The organism is Leptothrix mechoopdaensis (SeqCode), from assembly GCF_053893855.1.
Window position 1 is genome coordinate 328,523 of the sequence record NZ_CM132699.1, and the last position, 17,603, is coordinate 346,125.

Annotated in this window: 14 protein-coding genes; 13 read left to right on the plus strand and 1 reads right to left on the minus strand. The window is 71.4% G+C overall.

Going from position 1 to position 17,603, the window contains the following annotated elements; genetic code table 11:
- From uppS to ACWA7K_RS01555, 13 genes are read left to right on the plus strand one after another with little or no spacing between them, the layout of a single operon-like run.
- Positions 1 to 765 carry a polyprenyl diphosphate synthase gene (gene uppS / locus ACWA7K_RS01495; protein ID WP_456164949.1) on the plus strand — a complete coding sequence of 255 codons (765 nt, stop codon included), beginning with the start codon at positions 1 to 3 and terminating at the stop codon, positions 763 to 765.
- A gap of 12 nt (positions 766 to 777) precedes the next feature.
- On the plus strand, positions 778 to 1,614 hold the full coding sequence (locus ACWA7K_RS01500) for a phosphatidate cytidylyltransferase (RefSeq protein ID WP_456164951.1): 837 nt from the start codon (positions 778 to 780) through the stop codon (positions 1,612 to 1,614).
- The gene (locus ACWA7K_RS01505) at positions 1,611 to 2,837 is read left to right on the plus strand and encodes a 1-deoxy-D-xylulose-5-phosphate reductoisomerase (protein ID WP_456210300.1); all 1,227 of its coding nucleotides are present in this window, start codon (positions 1,611 to 1,613) and stop codon (positions 2,835 to 2,837) included. The genes ACWA7K_RS01500 and ACWA7K_RS01505 overlap by 4 nt, the downstream gene beginning before the upstream one ends.
- A gap of 19 nt (positions 2,838 to 2,856) precedes the next feature.
- Positions 2,857 to 4,419, plus strand: a complete 1,563-nt coding sequence (rseP, locus tag ACWA7K_RS01510) for an RIP metalloprotease RseP (RefSeq protein ID WP_456164955.1) — start codon at positions 2,857 to 2,859, stop codon at positions 4,417 to 4,419.
- 5 nt (positions 4,420 to 4,424) lie between these two features.
- Complete coding sequence (gene bamA / locus ACWA7K_RS01515; protein WP_456164957.1) at positions 4,425 to 6,737, plus strand: outer membrane protein assembly factor BamA; 2,313 nt, start codon at positions 4,425 to 4,427, stop codon at positions 6,735 to 6,737.
- A complete protein-coding gene (locus tag ACWA7K_RS01520) occupies positions 6,737 to 7,261 on the plus strand; it encodes an OmpH family outer membrane protein (RefSeq protein ID WP_456164959.1) in 525 nt (174 codons plus the stop codon). The genes bamA and ACWA7K_RS01520 overlap by 1 nt, the downstream gene beginning before the upstream one ends.
- A complete protein-coding gene (gene lpxD / locus ACWA7K_RS01525) occupies positions 7,258 to 8,313 on the plus strand; it encodes a UDP-3-O-(3-hydroxymyristoyl)glucosamine N-acyltransferase (RefSeq protein WP_456164961.1) in 1,056 nt (351 codons plus the stop codon). Before ACWA7K_RS01520 ends, lpxD begins: the two co-directional genes overlap by 4 nt.
- Positions 8,314 to 8,366: 53 nt before the next feature.
- Positions 8,367 to 8,804, plus strand: coding sequence for a 3-hydroxyacyl-ACP dehydratase FabZ (fabZ, locus tag ACWA7K_RS01530; RefSeq protein WP_456168652.1), 438 nt, complete (start codon positions 8,367 to 8,369; stop codon positions 8,802 to 8,804).
- 34 nt (positions 8,805 to 8,838) lie between these two features.
- Positions 8,839 to 9,627 carry an acyl-ACP--UDP-N-acetylglucosamine O-acyltransferase gene (lpxA, locus tag ACWA7K_RS01535; protein WP_456164963.1) on the plus strand — a complete coding sequence of 263 codons (789 nt, stop codon included), beginning with the start codon at positions 8,839 to 8,841 and terminating at the stop codon, positions 9,625 to 9,627.
- A gap of 4 nt (positions 9,628 to 9,631) precedes the next feature.
- A complete protein-coding gene (gene lpxB / locus ACWA7K_RS01540) occupies positions 9,632 to 10,834 on the plus strand; it encodes a lipid-A-disaccharide synthase (protein ID WP_456210302.1) in 1,203 nt (400 codons plus the stop codon).
- On the plus strand, positions 10,806 to 11,486 hold the full coding sequence (gene rnhB / locus ACWA7K_RS01545; protein WP_456164967.1) for a ribonuclease HII: 681 nt from the start codon (positions 10,806 to 10,808) through the stop codon (positions 11,484 to 11,486). Before lpxB ends, rnhB begins: the two co-directional genes overlap by 29 nt.
- On the plus strand, positions 11,483 to 12,286 hold the full coding sequence (locus ACWA7K_RS01550) for a TrmH family RNA methyltransferase (RefSeq protein WP_456164969.1): 804 nt from the start codon (positions 11,483 to 11,485) through the stop codon (positions 12,284 to 12,286). Before rnhB ends, ACWA7K_RS01550 begins: the two co-directional genes overlap by 4 nt.
- Positions 12,283 to 16,602, plus strand: a complete 4,320-nt coding sequence (locus ACWA7K_RS01555) for a DEAD/DEAH box helicase (protein ID WP_456164971.1) — start codon at positions 12,283 to 12,285, stop codon at positions 16,600 to 16,602. The genes ACWA7K_RS01550 and ACWA7K_RS01555 overlap by 4 nt, the downstream gene beginning before the upstream one ends.
- On the opposite strand, the gene ppsR is transcribed toward ACWA7K_RS01555, so the two are convergent.
- Positions 16,603 to 17,424 (minus strand): posphoenolpyruvate synthetase regulatory kinase/phosphorylase PpsR, encoded by an 822-nt coding sequence (ppsR, locus tag ACWA7K_RS01560; RefSeq protein ID WP_456164973.1) that lies wholly within the window; start codon positions 17,422 to 17,424, stop codon positions 16,603 to 16,605.
- Between the last annotated feature and the right edge of the window lie 179 nt (positions 17,425 to 17,603).

The following is a 17,603-nucleotide window of genomic DNA, read 5'->3' on the forward strand; positions in this document are numbered from 1 at the left end:
ATGAGCCATCTCCCGACCGGCGACGCACCGCGTGTGCCTCGCCACCTCGCCATCGTCATGGACGGCAATGGCCGCTGGGCCAACCGGCGCATGATGCCGCGCGTGGTCGGTCACAAGTTCGGTGTCGACGCGCTGGTGCGCATCATCCGGGCCTGCCGTGACCGCGGCATCGAGCACCTCACGGTGTTCGCGTTCTCGTCCGAGAACTGGAACCGGCCTCAGGAGGAAGTCTCCGGGCTGATGAACCTGGTGCTGGTGGCGGTCTCGAAGTACCTGACGCGCATGGCCGAGGATGGCGTGCGCATCCGCATCATCGGCGACCGTGCCCGCGTGAACGCCAAGGTCCGCGAGGCCTGGGACCACGCCGAGGCCCTGACCGCCGGCAACCGCGCCATCACCGTCAACGTCGCCTTCAACTATGGCGGCCGCTGGGACGTGGCGCAGGCCTGCCAGGCGCTGGTGCGCGAGGGCGTGCCGGCCGAGTCGATCGACGAGGCTGCGCTGGCCCGTCGCCTGTCGTTGTCCGATGCGCCTGAGCTCGACCTGTTCGTGCGCACCGGCGGCGAGATCCGGATCTCGAATTTCCTGCTGTGGCAGGCGGCTTATGCCGAGCTGTATTTCACCGACTGCCTGTGGCCCGATTTCGACGAGCAGGCGCTCGACGCGGCCCTGGCAGACTACGCCGCCCGCGACCGCCGATTCGGCCGGGTGAAGAAGGACGTCAAGGCCGACGGAACCCCCGTCAGCTACGCCCCCGAAACCTGAGGCCGCCGGACCATGCTCAGAACGCGCGTCATCACGGCCCTGGTCCTGCTCGCCGTGCTGTTGCCGGCCTTGCTGGCCGCCAGTGCCTGGCCCTTCCAGCTCTTGACCCTGGTGATGATCGCCGCGGCCGGCTGGGAATGGTCCCGCCTCAACCAGACTCCCGGTTTGCCGGCCTTCGGGCTCGCCGCGATCGTCGCGGCCGGCTGTGGCGTGGCGCTGGCGCAGGGTTGGGTCGGTCATGTGCCGGCACCGCTGTGGCAGCTCGCCTTGCTGCTGTGGGTGCTGGGGGGTGCCGCCGCCCTCGCCAAGGGCGTGACCGGCTGGCCGCACGTGCCGGTGGCCGCACGGCTGCTGCTGGGCCTGGCGCTGCTGTGGCTGGCCTGGCTGGCGATTGCCGAGGCGCGCCTGCGCGGCCTGAACTTCCTGCTGTCGCTGTTCTGCCTGGTCTGGATGGCCGACATCGCGGCCTACTTCGGTGGGCGTGCCTGGGGCCGGCGCAAGCTGGCGCCGGCGATCAGTCCGGGCAAGAGCTGGGCGGGCGTCTACACCGGCATGGCCGGCGTGCTGGCGCTGGCGCTGGGCTGGATCGCCTGGGACGCCGGCCATCCCGAGGCGGGTGCCAGCCTCTACACCGCCTTGCTGCAGCGTGGCGGCTGGTTCGGTCTGGTGCTGGCCTGCCTGTTCCTGGCCGCCCTCAGCGTGGTCGGCGACCTGTTCGAGTCGATGGTCAAGCGCAGCGCCGGGGCCAAGGACAGCAGCGCGCTGCTGCCCGGCCATGGCGGCGTGCTCGACCGCATCGATGCCCTGCTGCCGGTCTGCCCGCTGGCGCTTGCCTTGCTGACGACATGAACGCTGCCGCCGCCCCGATCCCCACGATGCCGGCCGGTGGTCGGCTGCGCGTCTGCATCCTGGGCTCGACCGGCTCGATCGGGACCAGCACGCTGGACGTGCTGTCGCGCCATCCCGAGGCCTACGAGGTCACGACGCTGACGGCGCACAGCCGCATCGACGAGCTGGCCGCGCAATGCCTGAGCTGGCGCCCGCGCCGGGCCGTGGTCGCCAGGGCCGATCAGGCCGCCGACCTGCAGGCGCGGCTGCGTGCCGCCGGCCTGCGCACCGAGGTGCTGCACGGCGCCGACGCGCTGTCGCAGGTCGCCGCCGATCCGGACACCGACGCGGTCATGGCCGCGATCGTCGGTGCAGCCGGTCTGCCGCCCTGCCTGGCCGCCGCACGCGCCGGCAAGCGCCTGATGCTGGCCAACAAGGAGGCGATCGTGCTGGGCGGCGCGCTGTTCATGGGCGCGGTCAAGTCGGGCGGTGCGACGCTGCTGCCGATCGACAGCGAACATTCGGCGATCTTCCAGTGCCTGCCGGAAGACCGGTCGACCTGGGCCGCGCGCATCGACCACATCGTGCTGACCGCCTCCGGCGGGCCGTTCCGCGACCGCGACCCGGCGACGCTCGCCAGCGTCACGCCGGACCAGGCCTGCGCCCATCCGAACTGGGTCATGGGCCGCAAGATCTCGGTCGACTCGGCCACGATGATGAACAAGGCGCTCGAGGTGATCGAGGCGCGCTGGCTGTTCGACCTGCAGTCGGCGCAGGTCCGTGTCGTGTTGCACCCGCAAAGCATCATCCATTCGATGGTGGTCTGCCGCGACCACTCGGTGCTGGCGCAGATGGGCACGCCCGACATGCGCGTGCCGATCGCCTACGGCCTGAGCTGGCCGGCGCGGATCGCCTCCGGCGCGTCGATGCTCGATTTCCTCGGCCTGAAGCCGCTGACCTTCGAGCCGGCCGACGATCGCCGCTACCCGGCCTTGCCGCTGGCCTGGCAGGCCCTGCAGGCCCGCGAGGGCAGCACGGCGGTGCTCAATGCCGCCAACGAGGTGGCGGTGGAGGCCTTCCTCGGCGGCCGCCTGCGCTTCGACCAGATTGCCGCCCTGAACGCGGACGTGCTGGCTCGCCTGGCCGTGCCGGAGACGGCGGCCTCATCGGTCGAGGGCCTGCTGGCCCTTGACCAGGAAAGCCGCGCGCTGGCCCGCCAGCGCGTGACCGAACTGGCGGCGTGACCGCCGCCCGCGAGAGCGCATGAACACCTTGTTGTCCTTCCTGTTGACGCTGGCGGTGCTGATCGCCGTGCACGAGTGGGGCCACTACCGCGCCGCTCGGGCCTGCAACGTCAAGGTGCTGCGCTTCTCGATCGGCTTCGGCCGCCCGATCTGGCGGCGCCAGAGCGGTGAGACCGAGTGGGTGCTGGGCCTCCTGCCGCTGGGCGGCTACGTGCGCATGCTCGACGAGCGCGAGGCGCCCGTGGCACCCGAGGAACGCGACCGCGCCTTCAACCACAAGCCGTTGTCGCAGCGCGCCTTCATCGTCGCGGCGGGGCCGCTGGCCAATCTGGTGCTGGCCGTGCTGATGTACGCCGCCGCCCACTGGGTCGGCACCGAGGAGCCCCTGCCGCTGCTGGGCACACCGGTGGCGTCGTCGCCGGCCGAGCTGGCCGGCGTGATGCCCGGCGATCAGGTGCTCGGACTCGCTGACGCAGACGGGTCGTCGACTCGCGAGGTGCTGTCGTTCACCGACCTGCGCTGGCAACTGACGCGCGCCGCGCTCGACGGCCGCGATGTGCAGATGAGCGTGCGGCGCGCCGACGGCAGCGAGCAGGTGCTGACGCTGGAACTGGCGCGGCTCGGGGCGACCGACGCCGATCCGGGCCTGATGCGCCGCATCGGCCTGCCCGGGCCGCTGTCCGAGCCGGTGCTGGGCGACATCGTCGCCGGTGGCGCGGCCGAACGCGCCGGTCTGCGGTCGGGTGATCGTGTGCTGAGCGTCGACGGCCGTGTCGTGGCCGATGGCGCGGCGCTGCGCGGAATGATCCGGGCGGTCGCGCGGGATGTGCCGGTGAACGCGAACGTGAAGGCGAACGGTGCGGTCGCCGCGCCGGCCGCCGCTGCGCCGACGGCGGCGTCTGCCGTGGCCAACGGCCCGGCCGCAGCACCGGCTTCCGGTCCGTCGATGCCCGTCACGACCGACCTGGCGCCCGTCGCCGACATCGCCGAGACCCTGAACGCCGCCGCTGCGCCACCGCCGGCCGCCTTGCCGCCCGGCAGCCAGCTCTGGCAGATCGACCGCGCCGGTCAGCGCATGGAGATCGTCGTCACGCCTGCGATCGTCGACGACCGCGGCCAGCGCGTCGGCCGGATCGAGGCGGTGGTCGGCTCCGGCGTCAAGCTGGCGCTGGTCCGGCTCGGACCGGTCGAGGGCCTGCAGCGCGGCCTGGAACGGACCGGCGAAATGTCGATGCTGACGCTGAAGATGCTCGGCCGCATCGTCACCGGCGAGGCGTCGCCGCGCAACCTGAGCGGTCCGCTGACGATTGCCGAATACGCCGGCCAGTCGGCGCAGCTGGGCCTGGCCTACTACCTCGGCTTCCTGGCCGTCGTCAGCGTCAGCCTGGGCGTGCTCAACCTGCTGCCGCTGCCGATGCTGGACGGCGGTCATCTGCTTTTCTTCGCGTTCGAGGCGGTGGCCGGGCGACCCATCCCCGATGCCTGGATCGAACGACTCCAACGCGGCGGCCTGTTCATCATCCTGGTGATGATGTCGCTGGCGCTCTACAACGACGTGGCCCGACTGGTCGGGCAGCTGTGATCCGCATGCACCCACACGCACCCCTCCGAACCTCATCCCGCCTGATCGCGGCGATCGCCGCCGGCTGGCTCGGCCTGGGCCTGCCGGCCTGGGCGGTGACACCCTTCGTGCTGCAGGACATCCGCATCGAAGGCCTGCAACGCACCGAGGCGGGCACGGTGTTCGCGTCGCTGCCGTTCCGCGTCGGCGACACGTACAACGACGACAAGGGCGCGGCGGCCCTGCGTGCGCTCTACGCCACCGGCCTGTTCAAGGACGTCCGGCTGGAGGTCAGCGATCGGGTCGTCGTGGTCGTGATCGAGGAGCGCCCGATCATCGCGTCGGTCGATTTCACCGGCACCAGCGAGTTCGACCGCGACACGCTGACCAAGGCGCTGAAGGACGTCGGCATCGGCGAGGGCCAGCCCTTCGACCGCGGCCTGGCCGACCGCGCCGAGCAGGAGCTCAAGCGCCAGTACCTGACGCGCAGCTACTACGGCGCCGAGGTGGTCACCACCATCACGCCGATCGAGCGCAACCGCGTCAACGTCAGCTTCGCGGTGACCGAGGGCGGCATCGCCCGCATCCGCGAGATCCGCATCACCGGCAGCAAGGCCTTCCCGGAAAGCACGCTGCTGGCCGAGCTGGACCTGACCGCCGGCGGCCTGATGACCTGGTACACGAAGAGCGACCGCTATTCGCGCGCCAAGCTCAACGCCGACCTGGAGACGCTGCGGGCCTGGTACCTCAACCGGGGCTACCTGGAGTTCGTGGTCGAGTCGACCCAGGTCGCGATCTCGCCGGACAAGCAGACGATCTCGATCACGATCAACGTGCGCGAGGGCCAGCAATACACCGTCACGGCGGTGCAGCTGTCGGGTGACTACCTCGGCAAGGACGACGAGTTCCGCTCGCTGGTGACGATCAAGCCGGGCGAGCCGTACCGCTCGGAGGCGGTCAACGAGACCCAGCGGGCCTTCACCGACCGCTTCGGCCTGTTCGGCTTCGCCTTCGCGCGGGTCGAGGCGGTGCCCAAGATCGACCGCAACACCGGCCGCGTGCAGGTGCAGCTCAATGCCGATCCGGGCCGGCGCGTCTACGTGCGCCGCATCAACCTGGCCGGCAACTCGAAGACCCGCGACGAGGTGATCCGCCGCGAGCTGCGCCAGCTCGAATCGTCCTGGTACGACGGCGCACGCATCCAGCTGTCGCGCGACCGGGTCAACCGCCTGGGCTACTTCAGCGAGGCCGAGTTCGACACCAGCGAGGTGCCCGGCACGCAGGACCAGGTCGACCTGACGATGAACGTGACCGAGAAGGCCACCGGCAGCCTGCTGCTGGGCGCGACCTACTCGAGCGCCGAGAAGCTGTCGTTCAACTTCGCGGTCAAGCAGGACAACGTCTTCGGCACCGGCAACTACCTGGGCGTCGAGCTGAACACCGGCAAGTTCTCGCGCACGCTGGTGCTGTCGCACGTGAACCCGTACTTCACCGAAGACGGCATCTCGCGCGCGATCGACGTCTTCTACCGGACCAACCGGCCGCTCAACAGCCAGGGCGAGGACTACCAGCTGGTCACGCCGGGCGCCTCGGTGCGTTTCGGCGTGCCCTTCACCGAGCTCGACACGGTGTTCTTCGGCGGCGGCGCCGAGCGCACGACGATCCGGGCGGCCAACGCGCTGCCCGAGGTGTATTTCCGCCAACGCGCCCAGTTCGGCGACAGCAGCACCTCCGTGCCGCTGACGCTGGGCTGGCAACGCGACGGCCGCGACAGCGCGCTGGTGCCCAACAAGGGCCTGTACCAGCGCCTGAACGTCGAGTGGGGCGTGGCCGGCGACACCCGCTACGTCCGCAGCAACTACCAGATTCAGCAGTACATCCCGCTCAACAAGCGCTTCACGCTGGGCCTGAACGGCGAGTTCGGCTGGGGCCAGGGCCTCAACGGCCACACCTACCCGGTGTTCAAGAACTTCTACGGCGGCGGCCTGGGCACGGTGCGCGGCTTTGACCAGAACTCGCTCGGTGCCGTCGACGTGACCGGCGCCTACCTGGGCGGCAACCGGCGCCTGAACCTCAACGCCGAGCTCTACGTGCCGTTCCCGGGCGTGGGCAACGACCGCACGCTGCGCATCTTCGGTTACGCCGATGCCGGCAACGTCTGGCGCGAGGGCGAGAAGATCGGCGACTCCAAGGAGAACCCGATCCGCATGTCGGCCGGCGTCGGCCTGTCCTGGGTCTCGCCGGTCGGGCCGCTCAAGCTGGCGTGGGGCCAGCCTCTGCGCTATGCCCGTACGGATAGAATCCAGCGCTTCCAGTTCCAGATCGGTACCGCATTCTGATGAAGAAGCCCACGCTCTTGACGCTGGCCACCGTGGCCATGCTGACCTTGTCTGCCCCGATGCTGCGGGCCCAGGAGCTGAAGATCGGCTACGTGAGCAGCGACCGCATCTTGCGCGAAGCCGGTCCGGCCAAGGCGGCCCAGACCAAGCTCGAGGCCGAGTTCGGCAAGCGCAACAAGGAAATCGAGGACGCCTCGGCGCGATACAAGGCCGGTGTCGACAAGCTGGACAAGGACGCTCCGACGCTCAGCGACACGGAACGCAACCGCCGCCAGCGCGAGCTGGTCGAGCAGGAACGCGACATCCAGCGCAAGCGCACGGCCTTCCAGGAAGACCTGGCCCAGCGCAAGAACGAGGAACTGGCCAACGTCGTCGAACGCGCCAACAAGGTCATCCGGCAGATCTTCGAGCAGGAAAAGTATGACCTGATCCTGCAGGACGCCATCCATGCCAGCGCCCGCGTCGACATCACCGACAAGGTGATCAAGGCCCTGAACGCGCAACCGGCCCCTGCGGCCAAGTGAACGCGCGACACGCCCTGGACGTCACCACCACGCTGCACGAGATCCAGGCGGCGCTGGGGGGTGAACTGCTGGGCGACCCGGCGCTGGTGATCCATCGCATCGCCGCGATCGGCCAGGCCGATGGCCACGCGATCAGCTTCATCGCCAACCCGCGTTACCGGGCGCAACTCGAGACCTCGGCCGCCGGCTGCGTGATCGTCGCGCCGGCGCTGGCCGAAGCTGCCGCGCAGCGCGGGGCGGCGATCGTCACGCCCGACCCCTATCACTACTACGCCCGGCTGACCCAGTGGTGGTCGGCGCGGCTGCGTTCCAGGGCGGTGACCGGCGTGCATCCTTCGGCCGTGATCGGCGAGGGCGTCACGCTTGGCGACCGCGTCACCGTCGGTCCGCTCGCGGTGATCGAGGCCGGTGCCGAGCTCGGTGAAGGCGCCACGATCGGCGCCCATGCCTGCATCGGTGCCGGTGTCGTCATCGGCGCCCACACCCGGCTCGCACCGCACGTGACGCTGATGCATGGCACCCGCATCGGCGCACGCGGCCTGCTGCACGCGGGCGTCGTGATCGGTGCCGACGGCTTCGGCTTCGCGCCGCACCAGGGCCGCTGGGACAAGATCGAGCAGCTCGGCGGCGTGCGCATCGGCGACGACGTCGAGATCGGCGCCAACACCTGCATCGACCGTGGCGCCCTGGGCGACACGGTGATCGGCGATGGCGTCAAGCTCGACAACCTGATCCAGGTGGGCCACAACGTCCACATCGGCGACCACAGCGCGATGGCCGGTTGCGTCGGCATCGCCGGGAGCGCGAAGATCGGCCGCGGCTGCACCGTCGGTGGCGGCGCGATCGTGCTGGGTCACCTCGAACTGGCCGACGGCGTGCACATCTCGGCCGCGAGCGTGGTGATGCGCTCGATCACCCGGCCGGGCCAGTACAGCGGCGTCTTCCCGATCGACGACAACGCGTCGTGGGAGAAGAACGCGGCCACCTTGCGTCAACTGCACACGCTGCGCGATCGCCTGCGCAGCCTCGAAAAGAAGATCGACACACCATGACCACGACCTCCACGACCGACGCCCAGACGAACGACGACGGCTTCCCGAAGACGATGGACATCCACCAGATCGTCAAGAAGCTGCCGCATCGCTACCCCTTCCTGCTGGTCGACCGCGTCGTCGACATGAAGAAGAACACGTGGATCAAGGCGATCAAGAACGTCACGATCAACGAGCCGTTCTTCACCGGCCACTTCCCGCACCGTCCGGTGATGCCGGGCGTGCTGATCCTCGAAGCGCTGGCGCAGGCCTCGGCCCTGCTGTCGTTCGCATCGATGGACGAGGATCCGGGCGACGACTCGGTCGTCTACTTCGTCGGCATCGACGGCGTGCGCTTCAAGCGTCCGGTCGAGCCGGGCGACCAGCTGATCCTCGAATCGACCATCGAGCGCCACAAGGCCGGCATCTACAAGTACAAGACCCGCGCCTCGGTCGACGGCGAGACCTGCACCGAAGCCGAGCTGATGTGCACGATGCGCCGCATCTCGTGATCGCGCGCTGAACACCCGTCCCGCGCTCCCCGCCATGGCTCAGATCCACCCCACCGCGATCGTCGACGCGGCCGCGCAGCTGCACGAGTCCGTCAGCGTCGGCCCCTACACGATCATCGGCCCGCACGTGGTCGTCGGCGAAGGCACGACCATCGGTCCGCACTGCGTGATCGAGGGCCACACCACGATCGGCCGCGACAACCGCATCTTCCAGTTCTGCTCGCTGGGCGCCGTCCCGCAGGACAAGAAGTACGCCGGCGAGCCGACCGAGCTGCGCATCGGCGACGGCAACACCATCCGCGAGTTCTGCACCTTCAACCTCGGCGTCGTCGGTGCCGGTGGCGTGACGCAGGTCGGCGACCGCAACTGGGTGATGGCCTATGTCCACGTCGCGCACGACTGCCGGATCGGCGACGACAACGTCATCGCCAACGCGGTGCAGTTCGCCGGCCACGTCGAGGTCGGCAACAAGACGCTGATCGGCGGCATCACCGGTGTGCACCAGTTCGTGCGCATCGGCGACTACGCGATGGTCGGCTTCCAGACCCGGCTGTCGCAGGACCTGCCGCCCTTCATCGTCGCGGCCGGCAACCCGGCCGAGGCCCAGAGCGCGCACCTCGAAGGCCCGCGCCGTCGCGGCTACAGCCCCGAGCGCCTGGCGCAGCTCAAGCAGATGCACCGCATCCTCTACCGCAAGGGCCTGACGCTGGAAGCCGCGCGTGCCGAGCTGGTCGAGCTGCGTGGCACGGTCGACGGTGGCGACGACGACCTGGACATGATGCTGACCTTCCTCGACCAGGCGCAGCGCGGCATCGTCCGCTGATGCGATGACGGCCGACCCGCGCCTCGCCCTCGTCGCAGGCGAGACCTCCGGCGACCTGCTCGCCGGGCTGCTGCTGGGCGGGCTGCGGGCGCGCTGGCCGCAGCTGGTGGCGCAGGGCATTGGCGGTCCGCGCATGATCGCCGGCGGCTTCGAGAGCTGGTGGCCGCAGGACAAGCTGGCCGTGTTCGGCTACGTCGACGCGCTGCGCCACTACCGCGAGATCGCCGGCATCCGCCGCCAGCTTGGTGACCGCCTGCTGGCCGACCGGCCCGAGGCCTTCATCGGCGTCGACGCGCCCGACTTCAACCTTGGCCTCGAAGAACGGCTGAAGACCGCCGGCATCCGCACGGTGCATTTCGTCAGCCCGTCGATCTGGGCCTGGCGCGGCGGGCGCATCGAGAAGATCCGCCGCGCCGCCGATCGGGTGCTGTGCCTGTTCCCGTTCGAGCCGGCGATCTACGCCCAGGCCGGCATTGCGGCCAGCTACGTCGGTCATCCGCTGGCCGACCACATCCCCCTGGACGTGCCGCGCGCCCAGGCCCGCGCCGCCCTTGGCATCGCCGACGGCGTGCCGCTGGTGGCGCTGCTGCCGGGCAGCCGGCGCGGCGAGATCCGCCACATCGCCGCACCGCTGCTGCAGGCCGCCGCGCTGCTGGCCCGGCGCCGCCCGGACCTGCGCTTCGTGCTGCCGGTGGCGCCGGGGCTGCGCGCGCTGGTCGAGCCGCTGCTGGCCGAACACGCGCCGGACCTGCCGCTGACGTTGACCGATGGCCAGTTGCACACCGCGCTGGCGGCCTGCGACCTGACGCTGATCGCCAGCGGCACGGCCACGCTCGAAGCCGCGCTGTTCAAGCGGCCGATGGTGATCGTCTATCGCCTCAGCGGTCTGAGCTGGCAGCTGATGACGCGCATGTCCTACCAGCCCTGCGTCGGCCTGCCCAACATCCTGCTGCGGCTGGACGCGGCCAGCGCGCCGCCGGCCTTGCGCAAGGTCCGGCTGGGCGAGGGCGCCGAGACCTTCGCGGTGCCCGAGCTGCTGCAGGACGCCGCCACGCCCGAGGCCATCGCCGCAGCCGCCTTGCGCTGGCTGGACGATCCGGCCGCCTGCGAGCGCCTGGCCGTCCGCTTCACCGAACTCCATCAGACGCTGCGCCAGGACACCGCGCGGCGGGCCGCCGATGCCATCGCGCAAGTCCTCGGGCGCTAGGTCGATGCCGGCCGCACGCCCGCAGCAGATCCCGCTGGTCTTCGACCGCCCCGGGCTGCTCGCCGGTGTCGACGAGGCCGGGCGCGGGCCGCTGGCCGGGCCGGTGGTGGCGGCGGCCGTGATCCTCGACGAGCTGCAGCCCATCGTCGGACTGGCCGACTCGAAGAAGCTGACCGCGCTGCGGCGCGAACGGCTCTACGACGAGATCCGCGCCAAGGCGCTGGCCTGCTGCATCGCCGAGGCCAGCGTCGAGGAGATCGACCGCCTGAACATCCTGCACGCGACGATGCTGGCGATGCGCCGCGCCGTCGAGGGCCTGCGGCTCAAGCCGGCCAAGGTGCTGGTCGACGGCAACCGCGTGCCGGTGCTGCGCATCCCCGCCGAGGCGATCGTGCAGGGCGACGCCAAGGTGGCGGCGATCAGCGCCGCGTCGATCCTCGCCAAGGTCCACCGCGACCGGCTCTGCCTGGACCTGGACCGCCGCTACCCGGCCTACGGCTTCGCGGTCCACAAGGGCTACCCGACCGCCGCCCACCAGGCCGCGCTGCAGGCTCACGGCCCCTGCCCGGAACACCGCCGCAGCTACGCGCCGGTGCGCGAGGCCGAGGCGGCGCAGGCGCTGCGCAGTCCGACCCACGAGACCCGCCGATGACCTTCCCCGACTCCGCCGCGCCCAAGGTCCGCGAGATCCGCTCGCGCAGCCACGCGCTGCTGAAGGACCTGCGCCGGCTGGCGACCGATCCCGGCGCCTACCGCAAGCTCGGCCGCGTCTGGCTCGAAGGCGATCATCTGGCCCGGGCGCTGGCCGCGCGCGGTGGCCGGCCGTCGCTGGCGGTGGTCGGCGCGAGTGCCTGGCTGCAACCGCGCTGGCGCGAACTGGCGCTGGCCGCGCCCGAGGTGGTCGTGCTCGACGACGCGCTGCTCGGCGAGGTCAGCTCGCTGGAGACCGCCGGCCCGTTCGGCCTGCTGATGGACCTGCCCGAGCAGCCGCCGCTGCCGCGCGCCGGTGTCGCCGCGCTGGTGCTGGACCGGCTGCAGGATCCCGGCAACGTCGGCACCCTGCTGCGCAGTGCGGCCGCGCTGGGCGTGCCGCAGGTCATCGCGCTGAAGGGTTGCGCGGCGCTGTGGTCGCCCAAGGTGCTGCGCTCGGCGATGGGAGCGCATTTCGCGCTGCACCTGATCGAGGGCGTGGAAGCCGAGGCGCTCGACACGCTCGGCGTGCCGCTGCTGGCGACCAGCTCGCACGCCGCGCAGTCGCTGCACACCACCCGCCTGCCGTGGCCTTGCGCCTGGGTGCTGGGCCATGAAGGGCAGGGCGTCGACGCGGCCCTGCTGGCGCGTTGCGCGCTGACGCTGACGATCCCGCAACCGGGTGGCGAGGAGTCGCTCAACGTCGCGGCGGCCGGCGCGATCTGCCTGTACGAATCGGCCCGCCAGAGGCTCATCCCGTGAGCCTGGCGCGCCAGCTGGGCGTGATCGAGCGTGCGGTGCTGCAGGCGCTGGTGCTGGGCGCGACGATGCGCCCGCGCAGCTGGGTCACCGGCCTGGTCGGGCGGATGGCGGCGGCGCTGGGCGCGCGCGACGAGGGCATCGAGCGCCTGACCCAGGAACAGCTCAAGGCCGCCTTCGACACGCTGACCGACGCTGGCTGGCTGCAGCCGTCCGACCATCGGCCGGGCTACTGGTGCGTCGCGCCCGAACGCTGGGCCGAGGCCGACGCCGACCTGCGCGGCAGCCACGACGCCGACACGCTGATGCGCCTGCTGTGCCTGCAGGAAGGCATCGACCGGATCAACGGCCACGTGGCGGTCGGCGCCTTCCGCCACATGGACATGGCGGTGTCGGTGACCCGGCTGCTGCTCTACGGCGGCGCCGAGCCGGCCCAGCTGACCCACCTGCGCAACGCCTGCGGCTGGACGGTCGAATGGGACAGCGTGTTCGAACGTGCCGTGCTCGATGTCGCCGATGACCAGACCCTGCCGCACCTGCATCCGCAGATCCAGGCCCAGGTGCTGGCGCAGGCGCTGGCCGATGCGCTGACCCGCTGGATCGCGCCGCCGCGGCTGGCCTTGCCGCAGGCGGCGCTGGACTGGCTGGCCGCGCACGAAGGCCAGGTCTGGCCCGAACCGGTCGAGCCGGTCGTGCGCACGCTGCGCACGCTCTGCGCCGAACACCTGACGCTGGCCGGCCGCGCCGACGAGGCCCAGGCGCTGCTGGCGCCGCTGGCGGCCGTCGCGCCCGGGCTGGCGCACCGCGCCGGCCTGCTCGATGCCGTGGCGCACAGCGCGCGCGGCGCGTTTGCCGAGGCTGAAACGCTCTTCAACCGCCACCACGCGGCGCTGCGCAAGCTGACCCAGCAGCGCAAGGGCCTGCTGAACCCGCTGCTGGCGACCTTCCTGGTGCAGGCGCAGATGGCGCAGCACACGGCGCAGGGCGGCGCGGCGCGCCTGCAGGCGGCGCTGAAGTTCTGCCAGGCCGAAGGGGCGGGACGCAGCGCCGATCCGCAGACGCCGTGGGGCGTCATGGCGCTGGCGCTGCAGATGCGGCTGGGCGACCTGCCGCGCGACCTGCGCCCGCTGCGTCTCCAGGGCCGGCCCGGTGCGGTCGTGCCGAACGACTGGTGGGTCTGGCTGATGCGCGCCTGGCTGCACGAGCGCGGCGATGTCGAGCAGGTGGCGCTGCAACCGACGCCGGCCGAATGGGCCTCGGCCGATGCGCTGCGCGAGCGCCTGTTGTCGGCCGGCCTGACCGAACCGGCCGCGCAGCTCGACGGCGCGCTGGCGGTGCTGCGCCATGCCGATGTCCCGGCCCGTTTCTTCGTGCCCGCGCCGCAGGACGGCTGGCAGGTGGCGCTGGCCGCGCTGGCCGCCCTGGCCGGGTCGGCGGCCGAACCGGAAGGGGGCACCACGGCGGCGCCCAGCGAGACCCGCATGTGGTGGCGCCTGACGGTCGACGACGACGGCGCGCTGCTGGCGGTCGTGCCGTTCGAGCAGAAGCTCGGGCCGCGCGGCTGGGGCAAGTCGCGCGAGGTGCCGCTGGTCCGGCTGGTGCAGGCCCAGAACCTGTTGCCGCACGACGCGGCCGTGGTCCGCGCGATCCGCAAGGGCGTGGCCGCGCGCGATGTCCAGCTCGACCGCGCGGTGGCGCTGCTGGCGCTGGTCGGTCACCCGTGTGTCGACTTCGACGACGCGCCCGAGCGGGCCGTCCAGCTGGTCGAGGCCAGCCCCGAGCTGGAGGTGATCGAACACGGCGAGGACCTGCTGGTGCGCCTGCAGCCGCCGCTGCGCAGTGCCGGCCACGACCCGCTGGCCGGCATGGTCCGCTGGTCCGGCGCGGCGACGCAGAAGGAAGCCCAGGCGCTGCTGACGCTGACCGTGCTGCGCGACGAACCGCAGCGCGCCCGGCTGGTGCGCTACACGCCGGCGCAGCAGCGCGCGGCCCAGCTGATCGGCCTGGGCCTGACGGTGCCGCGCCATGCCGCCGCGCAGCTGCAGGGCGTGCTGAAGGGGCTGGGCGCGCACTTCCAGATCCACGCCGACGAGGTCGCCGCCAGTCGCGAGCTGCCGACCGACAGCCGGCTGCGCGCCGAGCTGAGCCCGGAAGGCGCGGGCGTGCGGCTGCGCCTGGTGGTCGCCCCGCTCGGCCCCGAAGGCCCGCGGCTGACACCCGGCAGCGGTCGCCAGCGCCTGATCGCCGCGATCGGCGGCGAGACGCTCGGTGCCCAGCGTGACCTGGCAGCCGAACGCAGCCACCTGGAGACCGTCATCGACGCCTGCCCGATGCTGGCGCCCCTGCCGGTCGCCCGCAGCGAGGGCCAGGTCGTGCCGGCGCTGTGGAGCGTCGACGATGCCGAGGCGGCGCTGGCGCTGGTCGAGCGCCTGCACACGCTCAACGCGGTGGCCGCGCTGGACTGGCCGCAGGGCAAGGCGATGCAGGTCGACCGCATCGGGCTGGGGCAGTTCAGCGTCCAGGTGCAGTCCGGCCAGGAATGGCTGGCGCTGCAGGGCGGCATCGAGGTCGACGAGCAACTCGTCGCCAGCCTCAGCCGGCTGCTCGACTGGGCGGCCACCACGCGCAGCCGCTTCATGCCGTTGGGCGACGGCCGCTTTCTGGCGCTGACCGAGGCGCTGCGCAGCCGCATCGACGACCTGGCCGCCGTCTCCGAACCGCTGCCGCGCAGCACCACCGGCGGGCTGCGCCTGCCGGCCGTCGCCGCCGGCTGGCTGGCCGCCGCGCTGGACGAGGCTGCGCTGAAGACCGATGCCGGCTTCCAGGACCGGCTGGAGACGCTGCTGCGCGCCCGCCACTGGGAACCGGCGCTTCCGGCCACGCTGCAGGCCGAGCTGCGGCCGTATCAGCTCGAAGGCTACCAATGGGCCATGCGGCTGGCCGAGGCCGGCCTGGGCGCGGTGCTGGCCGACGACATGGGCCTGGGCAAGACGCTGCAGGCCATCGCCGTGCTGCTGGCGCGGGCCGCCGGCGGCGCGGCGCTGGTGCTGGCGCCGACCTCGCTGATCGGCAACTGGGCGGCCGAGCTGCGGCGTTTCGCGCCGTCGCTGAACGTGCGCATCTTTGCCGAGGACGACCGCGAGGCCGTGCTGGCCGAGGCCGGTGCCGGCGACGTCGTGCTGATCAGCTACCAGCTGCAGTTCCTGCACGCCGAGGCCTTCGCGGCGCGGCGCTGGCACACGCTGGTGCTCGACGAGGCGCAGGCGATCAAGAACGCGGCGGCCAAGCGCACGCAGGCGGCCTTCGAGCTGGCGGCCGATTTCCGGCTGGCGCTGTCGGGCACGCCGATCGAGAACCGGCTGGCCGAGCTGTGGTCGCTGATGCGGGTCTGCAACCCGGGCCTGCTGGGCACGCCGGCCCAGTTCAACGCCCGCTTCGCGGTGCCGATCGAACGTGACCGCCAGCGCGGCGCCCAGCGCACGCTGCGCCGGCTGATCCAGCCCTTCGTGCTGCGCCGGACCAAGGCCGAGGTGCTCGACGACCTGCCGCCGCGCACCGAACGCGTCCTGCGCGTGCAGGGCAACGAGAGCGAACTCGCCCACTACGAGGCGCTGCGCCGCCAGGCCCTGCAGGAAGCCCAGGAGGCGCTGCGTGGCGCGACCACCGGCCAGGCGCACCTGAACATCCTCGCCCAGCTGACCCGGCTGCGCCGCGCCGCCTGCGATCCGCGCCTGGTCACGCCCGACCTGCGCCAGCCGGGCGCCAAGGTTCAGGCCTTCGGCGAGCTGGCGCGCGAGCTGGTTGCCAACGGCCACAAGGCGCTGGTGTTCAGCCAGTTCGTCGACTTTCTCGGCCTGCTGCGCGAGCCGCTGGACGAGGCCGGCATCACCTACCAGTACCTCGACGGCAGCACGCCCGCGCCGGAACGCAGCCGCCGCGTCGCGGCCTTCCAGGCGGGCGAGGGCAGCCTGTTCCTGATCAGCCTGAAGGCCGGCGGCTTTGGCCTGAACCTGACGGTGGCGGACTACGTCGTCATCGCCGACCCGTGGTGGAACCCGGCCGCCGAGGACCAGGCCAGCGGTCGCGCCCACCGCATCGGCCAGCAGCGCCCGGTGACGGTCTACCGGCTGGTCAACGCCGGCACGCTGGAGGAGACCATCGTCGCGCTGCACGAGCGCAAGCGCGAACTGGCCGACAGCGTGCTGGCCGCGCCCGACGAGGCCGAACTCGCCGCCCAGGCCGAGGCGGCGCACGGGGCGCCGTTCAAGGTCGACGAGCTGATCGCGCTGATGCGCGCGGAGCCGGCGGCGGAAGAATGATCAGTAGATGAGTCTGTCAGGGCGGATGTCGCTGAGGATCGTCGTCGCGATCTCCTCGATCGACTTGTGCGTCGACGACAGCCAGTGGATGCCTTCGCGCTTCATCAGCCGCTCGGCCTCGTTGATCTCGTAGCGGCAGTTGGCCAGCGCGGCGTACTTGCTGCCGGGGCGGCGTTCGTTGCGGATCTGGCTCAGGCGGTCGGCGTCGATGGTCAGGCCGAAGCACTTGCGCTTGTAGGGCAGCAGGCTCGACGGCAGCGCGTCGCGCTCGAAGTCGTCGGGGATCAGCGGGTAGTTGGCGGCCTTGATGCCGTGCTGCATCGCCAGGTACAGCGAGGTCGGCGTCTTGCCGCAGCGGCTGACGCCGACCAGGATCACGTCGGCCTCGGCGAGGTTGCGCGAGGACTGGCCGTCGTCGTGGGCGAGCGAGAAGTTGATCGCCTCGATCCGGTCGTGGTACTCCTGGCTCTTGGCGACGTCCGAGAAGCGGCCGACCCGGTGGTTGCTCTTGATGCCAAGCTCGGCCTCGATCGGCTCGACGAAGGTGCGGAACATGTCCATCACCAGCGCATTGCAGCGGCTCGAGATGCGGTCGCGCACGGTGTCGTTGACCAGCGTGATGAAGACGATCGGCCGCTTGCCCTCGACCACGGCCGTGCCGTTGATCTCGGCGATCACCTGGTCGGCCTTCTCGGCCGTGTCGATGAAGGGCCGGCGCACATGCCGGTGGCGGCTCGAGAACTGCGCCAGGATCGAGTTGCCGAAGGTCTCGGCCGTGATGCCGGTGCCGTCGGAGACGAAGAAGACGGTGCGGTTGGGCATGGTGTGGCGCGGCGGGCCGCGGTCGTGCAGTCGTGGCAGAAAACGTCCCTGCCATGCAGGAACAACAGCGTTACATGATAGGCGGGTGACCCTTAGAATCGACCGCAACACGCCCGGATCGAGCGCCCGAACCATGCACCCCGCCACCCCGTCACGCCGAAAAGAACAGCCAGAAATGC